General features: G+C 66.2%; 4 protein-coding genes. 2 read left to right on the top strand and 2 right to left on the bottom strand.

Features of this window, described 5'->3' with window-relative positions; translation table 11 throughout:
- A partial coding sequence (locus tag AC2VOP_RS18715; protein ID WP_486962356.1) for an APC family permease occupies positions 1-1282 on the top strand: 1282 nt, incomplete at its 5' end.
- Positions 1283-1325: 43 nt separating this feature from the next.
- Here the strand turns inward: AC2VOP_RS18715 and AC2VOP_RS18710 are convergent.
- Both AC2VOP_RS18710 and AC2VOP_RS18705 read right to left on the bottom strand, forming a co-directional pair.
- Entirely contained in the window at positions 1326-2615 is a 1290-nt protein-coding gene (locus AC2VOP_RS18710; RefSeq protein ID WP_486962355.1) for an ArsB/NhaD family transporter, read from the bottom strand.
- Between the two features lie 90 nt (positions 2616-2705).
- Positions 2706-3149 (bottom strand): CBS domain-containing protein, encoded by a 444-nt coding sequence (locus AC2VOP_RS18705; RefSeq protein ID WP_486962354.1) that lies wholly within the window; start codon positions 3147-3149, stop codon positions 2706-2708.
- Between the two features lie 82 nt (positions 3150-3231).
- Between AC2VOP_RS18705 and AC2VOP_RS18700 the strand changes: the two genes are divergently transcribed.
- Positions 3232-3571: 1-deoxy-D-xylulose-5-phosphate synthase N-terminal domain-containing protein (locus AC2VOP_RS18700; RefSeq protein WP_486962353.1), on the top strand; the 340-nt coding region annotated here is incomplete at its 3' end.

Below are 3571 nucleotides of genomic sequence, written 5' to 3'. Positions count from 1 at the left end.
GGCGATCAGCAACGGGGTGCCGGCGTTTCGTAAACCGAAGTCGCGCAACGCCGCCACCACCTTGTTGATGCTCGGTGTGATCGCGGTGACGTTGCTGCTGGGCATCATCGTGCTGGCCGCCAAGACCGGGGTGAAGGTCGCCGACCGACCGGCCGACCAGCTGATCGGAGCGCCGGCGGACTACCAGCAGAAGACCGTGGTCGCCCAGTTGGCCGAGACGGTGTTCCGTGGCTTCCCCCCCGGCTTGTGGGTCATCGCCGGGGTCACCGCGTTGATCCTGGCGCTGGCCGCCAACACCGCGTTCAACGGGTTCCCGGTGCTGGGGTCGATCCTGGCCCAGGATTCTTATCTGCCGCGCCAATTGCATACCCGTGGTGATCGGCTGGCGTTCTCCAACGGGATCATCTTCTTGGCGGTGGTCGCGATCTCGTTCATCGTGGCGTTCAGTGCCGAGGTCACCCCGCTGATTCAGCTCTACATCGTCGGTGTGTTCGTCTCGTTCACGCTGAGCCAGATCGGCATGGTCCGGCACTGGAACCGGTTGCTGCGCACCGAAAACAATCCGCAGGCCCGCCGCACCATGGTGCATTCGCGGGTGGTCAACACCATCGGTTTCATCTCCACCGCCACCGTGCTGATCGTCGTTGTCGTCACCAAGTTCGCCGCGGGCGCGTGGATTGCCATCGTGGCCATGTCAGCGCTGTTCGTGTTGATGAAGCTGATCCGCCGGCACTACCAGGCGGTCAGCCGGGAGCTGGCCGAGCAGGCCGCCGTCGAAGAGGACCAGGCCGTGTTGCCCAGCCGCAATCACGCCGTGGTGCTGGTGTCGAAGTTGCACCTGCCGACCCGGCGGGCCCTGGCCTACGCCCGGGCGACCCGGCCCGATGCGCTGGAGGCCGTCACCGTCAGCGTCGACGACACCGAAACCCGGGAGCTGGTCCGTGACTGGGAGGACAGCGATATCGCGGTGCCGCTCAAGGTCATCGCCTCGCCGTACCGCGAGGTCACGCGGCCGGTGCTGGACTACATCAAACGGATCAGCAAGGAGTCGCCGCGCACCGTGGTCACCGTGTTCATTCCGCAATACGTGGTGGGTCACTGGTGGGAGCAGCTGCTGCACAACCAAAGCGCGTTGCGGCTCAAGACCCGGCTGCTGTTCATGCCGGGGGTGATGGTGACTTCGGTTCCCTGGCAGCTTAATTCGTCGGAGCGGCGCAGGGCGCTGCAGCCACACTTGGCCCCGGGCGACACCCGGCGAGGCTTCCTGGACGGGCCGGGGTGACATCGGTGGGACGGCGAGGCGGTTAGGCGGAGCAGGTTCCGATTCAGCCCAGGACGAAGTACCGCAACCACAGGTACAGCGCCGAGAGCGCGCAGGAGATCGCGGTGACCACCATGCCTTTGCGGGTGAACTCCCAGAAGGAGATCGGATTGTCGCTGCGTGCCGCGATTCCCAGCACGATGACGTTGGCGCTGGCCCCTACCGCGGTGAGGTTGCCGCCGAAGTCGGTGCCGAGCGCCAGCGCCCACCACAACACGTCCGGGTGGGGCAGGTTGGGCATCGACGACGCCAACTCGGCGACGATGGGTGTCATCGTCGCCGCGTAGGGCACGTTGTTGACGACGCCGCTGATCACCAGTGACACCGCCACGATCAGCATCGTCGCCACCAGCGCGTTACCACCGGTCGCCGTGGTCGCCAGCCGCGCCAGTTCCTTCACGACGCCGGTCTTCACCAGCGCGCCGACCATGATGAACAGGCCAGCGAAGAACAACAGGGTGTCCCAGTCGATGCCGGCCAGGTAATCCGACCGCCGCAGCTTGGAGATCACGATCAAGACGCCGGCGCCGAGCAGCGCCACCGTGGACGGCTCCAGGTGCAGCGGTGCGTGGGCGACGAACGCTGTGAAGACCGCCGCCAGCACCACGCCACACTTGATCAGGAGCTTGCGGTCGCGGATGGCCTCGCCTTCCTGCAGCGACATGACATCGGCTGCGCGTTCGGGGTCGACGGCGAACGCACCCGGGAACAAGTGCGGCAGCAGCACGACGACGACGGCCATCACGATGATCACCAACGGCGCCAGGTGGATCAGGAAGGCATTGAAGGTCAGGCCCGCCCGGCTGGCGATGATGATGTTGGGCGGGTCGCCGACCAGCGTCGCCGCACCGCCGACGTTCGACGCGAGCGCTTCGGCCATCAAAAACGGCGCCGGGTTGATCGCCAGCCGGTCGCAGACCAGCAGGGTGACCGGGGCGATCAGCAGCACCGTGGTGACGTTGTCCAACAGGGCGGAGCCGAACGCGGTGACCAGCACCAGCAGGATCATGATCCGCAGGGGGGAGCCGCCCGCGCGTTTGGCCGACCAGATCGCGACGTATTCGAACACCCCGGTTTGGCGCAGCACACTGACGATGATCATCATGCCGAACAGCAAAAAGATGACGTCCCAGTCGATTCCGGTCTCGTGGGAGTAGAAGATGTCGTCGGAGCTGATCACCGGCAGGACGGCCACGGCTGCCGCACCGGCCAGTGCCACCAGCGTTTTGTTGACACGGTCGGCGGCGATAAACGCGTAGGCGACGACGAACACCGCGATCGCGATGACGGTCATCGGCCGGGGCCCACGGTGCACTCCTGGTAGCGGAACAATTCACGCCGACCAGGCTTCCCGGCACACCGGAAGTCACGCTATCAGCAGCGGTCAGCGTTTGAGCGCCGCGGCCAGCAGGCGTGAGGCGGTGATCACCCCGTGCAGTTCGCCGTCGCGGACCACCGCGATCAGCGGGCTGCGCAGCCGCGCCATGGTAGCGGCCACCTCGATGATGGTGTCGTCGGCGTCGGCGGCGGGCACGTTGCGCAAGTGCTCGGGTAGCAGATCGCGAACCGTCTTGCCGCCCAGTTTCTCCGCCGCGCGGTCGGCCATCGTCTCGTTGAGCACACCGGCCAGCGCGGGGTCGTCCTGTATGTAGCCCGGCACGATGAACCGGACCACCTGGGAGGCCGGCAGCACCGCGTACGGTTTTCCGGACGTATCGGTGACCACGATGCCGGGCAACTGGTACTTGGCCAGCAGGAGGGCGGCGTCCAGCGCGTCGGAGTCGACGGCCACCACCGGAAAATCCTCGGCGATCTGCTCGGCCCGCATGCTACGACCATACGTCGGCCGCAGGCCGACGGACGGGAACTGATGAATCGTCGCTGGCGTGGCCGGTGCGTAGACTGACTGGATGCTCGAACGGATCCGCGGCCCCGCTGATCTGCAGCACCTTTCTCAACCGCAGCTGGCTCAACTGGCTCGCGAGATCCGCGAGTTCTTGATCCACAAGGTCGCTGCCACCGGCGGGCACCTGGGACCCAACCTCGGCGTGGTGGAGTTGACGCTGGCGTTGCACCGGGTGTTCGACTCACCGCACGATCCGATCCTCTTCGACATCGGGCATCAGGCCTACGTGCACAAGATGCTGACCGGTCGCTGCCCCGACTTCGACACCCTGCGCAAAAAAGGCGGACTGTCCGGCTACCCGTCGCGTGCCGAGAGCGAGCACGACTGGGTGGAGTCCAGCCACG

It is taken from the genome of Mycobacterium sp. TH-M106, from assembly GCF_057473765.1.
Note: the sequence above shows the minus strand (reverse complement) of the source record. Positions and strands in the feature narration are given on the sequence as shown.

Coding starts and splice junctions, on each gene's coding strand:
- AC2VOP_RS18710 (WP_486962355.1), bottom strand. CDS start 2,615: ATGACCGTCATCGCGATCGCGGTGTTCGTCGTCGCCTACGCGTTTATC.
- AC2VOP_RS18705 (WP_486962354.1), bottom strand. CDS start 3,149: ATGCGGGCCGAGCAGATCGCCGAGGATTTTCCGGTGGTGGCCGTCGAC.